Below are 3,062 nucleotides of genomic sequence, written 5' to 3' on the forward strand. Positions count from 1 at the left end.
GACCGGCGGGGTCGACGGTCAGATCACCGAAGACGAGCCGATCACCGTCGGCGGGCGCCTCGGCCCGGGCGGAACCGGGGCCCGGGTCCTGCCCCGCGTCAGGGGTGAAGGCGGCCCGCCGCAGCAGCGAGCGGATCCTGGCCACCAGTACGGACGTGTCGACCGGCTTGACGACGTAGTCGTCGGCCCCCGCCTCCAGACCCGACACCACGTCGAGCGCGTCGCCGCGCGCCGACATCATCAGGATGGGGGCCAGGCTGGACTCCCTGATCCTCCGGCACAGCCCGATGCCGTCCAACTCCGGCAGCATCACGTCCAGCAGCAACAGGTCGTGTCGCCGTTCCCTGAACAGCTCCAGCCCGGTCAGACCGTCGCCCGCCACGCTGACCTGATAGCCATAGCGCTCCAGCGCCATCGCGACCGCCTTCCGGATCACCTCGTCGTCCTCGACGAGGAGGATCGTGACGGGCGTCGACGCGCCATTCCCAACGGCTGAAACGGACATGTCCCGGCTCAGCCGCTCACCGCGCCCGCCGCGTTCCAGCCCTGGGCTTGAAAGCGAGGCGTGAGGGAGGCGGGCGCTGCCTCCGCCGCGCAGTGGCGGCAGACGACCACCGGATCGAGATCAGCGCCGCACGAGTGCTCGAAGACGACCGGCGGCCGGTCGGCCAGGTGCCGGTCTCCCCAGCGCAGGAGGGTGAGCAGAACCGGCTGGAGCTCCCGGCCGGCCGCGGTGGGCTCGTACTCGAAGCGCGGCGGGCGCTCACTGTAGAGCGTCTTCCGCAGCACTCCGGCCTCGACGAGGTGATTCAGCCGTACGGTCAGAACGTCCCTCGGTGCACCGATGTTACGGGCGAGGTCGTTGAAACGCCGGACTCCGAAGAAGACCTCGCGGAGCACGAGAAGAGAGTACTTCTCGCCGATCACGCTGAGCGTGTCGGCGATCGAGCAAGGGCGTGGCGAGGCCATGCGTCCACCGTAGGGCAGTGTGTTTGTGTCTCCAACTCACCCGAAGTACAGTCAGTTCAGTTTTCAAACTTACACGGGCCGGGTGACCCTGGGCGCGGCCGGCCGGTAACAGGCGAGACAGGACAGTCACTGCCGGGACAGGAGAGATCGCATGCGCGACGCCGTCATCGTCGAAGCCGTACGCACCCCGATGGGACGAGGCCGGCCGACCGGCGCGCTCGCGGGAGTCCACCCGGTCGAACTGCTCGCCCACACCCTGCGCACCCTCGTCGGCCGCAGTGGGATCGATCCCGCCCTCGTCGATGACGTGATCGGCGGCTGTGTCGACCAGGTCGGCGAGCAGGCCATGAACACCACCCGCTACGCCTGGTTGTCGGCGGGCTTCCCGGACGCCGTCCCGGCGACCACCATCGACCGGCAGTGCGGCTCCTCGCAACAGGCCGTCCACTTCGCCGCCCAGGGAGTGATCTCGGGGGCGTACGACCTGGTGGTGGCCTGCGGGGTCGAGTCGATGAGCCGCGTGCCGATGTGGTCGAACGTCCCACCGGGAACCGACCCCTTCGGCCCCGGCGTCGCGGCCCGTTATCCCGAGGGGCTCATCCCGCAGGGCATCAGCGCCGAGCTCATCGCCGCCAAGTGGTCGATCAGCCGCGAGCAGATGGACGCCTTCGCCACCACATCGCACCGGCGAGCGGCCAGAGCGCACGCCGACGGCCTGTTCGCCGCCGAGCTCGCCCCGGTCGAGACGGACGCGGGCACGGTGACCGGTGACGAGTCCGTACGGCCCGACACCGCTCCGGAGGTCCTCGCCGGGCTCCGCCCCGCCTTCGCCGACCCGGCCTTCGCCGAACGGTTCCCGCAGATCGACTGGTCGGTGACGGCGGGCAACAGCAGCCCGGTCAACGACGGCGCCTCGGCCGTGCTCATCGCCTCGAGTGAGACCGCGGCCAGGCTCGGCCTAAGGCCCAGGGCCCGGTTGCACGGCTTCGCCGTCACAGGTTCGGACCCGCTGCTCATGCTGACCGGGGTCATACCGGCCACCGAGAAGGTGCTGCGCCGCGCGGGACTGCGCCTGGACGACATCGACCTGTTCGAGGTCAATGAAGCGTTCGCCAGCGTGGTCCTCGCCTGGCTGCAGGAGACCGGCGCCGATCCCGCCAAGGTGAACGTCAACGGCGGCGCCATCGCGCTCGGCCATCCGCTCGGGGCCAGCGGCACCCGCCTGATGGCCACGCTGGTCAACGCGATGGAGCAGCGCGGCGCCCGCTACGCGCTGCAGACGATGTGCGAGGCGGGCGGCCTCGCCAACGCCACCGTCCTGGAACGGCTGTCATGACGACCTCCAGGGTATAGAGGGTCCGCGGCCGGGTAGGCGACGCACCGCCCCCGACGGCTAGGCCGGGCCGCCCTCCCGCACGTCTCGCCGCTCAGCCGAGCCGGCCGGGCTTGGTGTAGCCCCTGAGCAGGTCGCGGGAGATGATCAGTCGCTGCATCTCGTCGGTGCCCTCGAAGATGCGGTAGAGCCGGACCTGCCGGTACCAGCGCTCGATGGGCAGCTCACGGGTGTAGCCCATGCCGCCGTGGATCTGCAGCACGCGGTCGACGACGCGGTTGACCATGCCGGCCCCGTACAGCTTGGCCATGGACGAGGAGTGACGCGAGTCGAGGCCCTGGTCGACCGCCCAGGCGGCCCGCAACACCAGCAGCCGGGCGGCCTCGAGCTCCACCTCCGAGTCGGCGATCATCCACTGGATCGCCTGGTTGGCGCCGATCGGCCGGCCGAACGTCTGGCGGGTGCGGGCGTACTCGATGGCCATCTCCAGTGCCCGCTCGGCGATACCGACGCCGTGTGAGGGGATGGTGAAGCGGCCTTTGACGATCCACTTCATGCCGAGCTCGAAACCCTGTCCGATCTCGCCGAGGATGTTGCGGCCGGGCACCCGGACGTCGTCGAAGACGAGTGCGGCGGGGCCGCCCTCGCCCATGGTCTGGATGAACTCCGACGTCCATCCCATGTCGCGGTCGACCAGGAAGGCGGTGGTGCCGCCCCCGCGCACGCCCTTCTCCTTGTCGGTGACGGCCACGACGATGGC

General features: G+C 70.2%; 4 protein-coding genes. 1 reads left to right on the top strand and 3 read right to left on the bottom strand.

Going from position 1 to position 3,062, the window contains the following annotated elements; genetic code table 11:
* Both HKK72_RS38020 and HKK72_RS38025 read right to left on the bottom strand, forming a co-directional pair.
* On the bottom strand, positions 1 to 505 hold a 505-nt coding region (locus HKK72_RS38020), incomplete at its 3' end, for a response regulator transcription factor (RefSeq protein WP_187239228.1).
* Positions 506 to 513: 8 nt separating this feature from the next.
* Positions 514 to 969 carry a winged helix-turn-helix transcriptional regulator gene (locus tag HKK72_RS38025; RefSeq protein WP_187239229.1) on the bottom strand — a complete coding sequence of 152 codons (456 nt, stop codon included), beginning with the start codon at positions 967 to 969 and terminating at the stop codon, positions 514 to 516.
* A gap of 151 nt (positions 970 to 1,120) precedes the next feature.
* Between HKK72_RS38025 and HKK72_RS38030 the strand changes: the two genes are divergently transcribed.
* The gene (locus tag HKK72_RS38030; RefSeq protein WP_187239230.1) at positions 1,121 to 2,305 is read left to right on the top strand and encodes a thiolase family protein; all 1,185 of its coding nucleotides are present in this window, start codon (positions 1,121 to 1,123) and stop codon (positions 2,303 to 2,305) included.
* A 91-nt stretch (positions 2,306 to 2,396) separates the two neighbouring features.
* On the opposite strand, the gene HKK72_RS38035 is transcribed toward HKK72_RS38030, so the two are convergent.
* On the bottom strand, positions 2,397 to 3,062 hold a 666-nt coding region (locus HKK72_RS38035), incomplete at its 5' end, for an acyl-CoA dehydrogenase family protein (RefSeq protein ID WP_187239231.1).

This window comes from Actinomadura sp. HBU206391, assembly GCF_014323665.1.
Classification (GTDB): Bacteria; Actinomycetota; Actinomycetes; order Streptosporangiales; family Streptosporangiaceae; genus Actinomadura_C.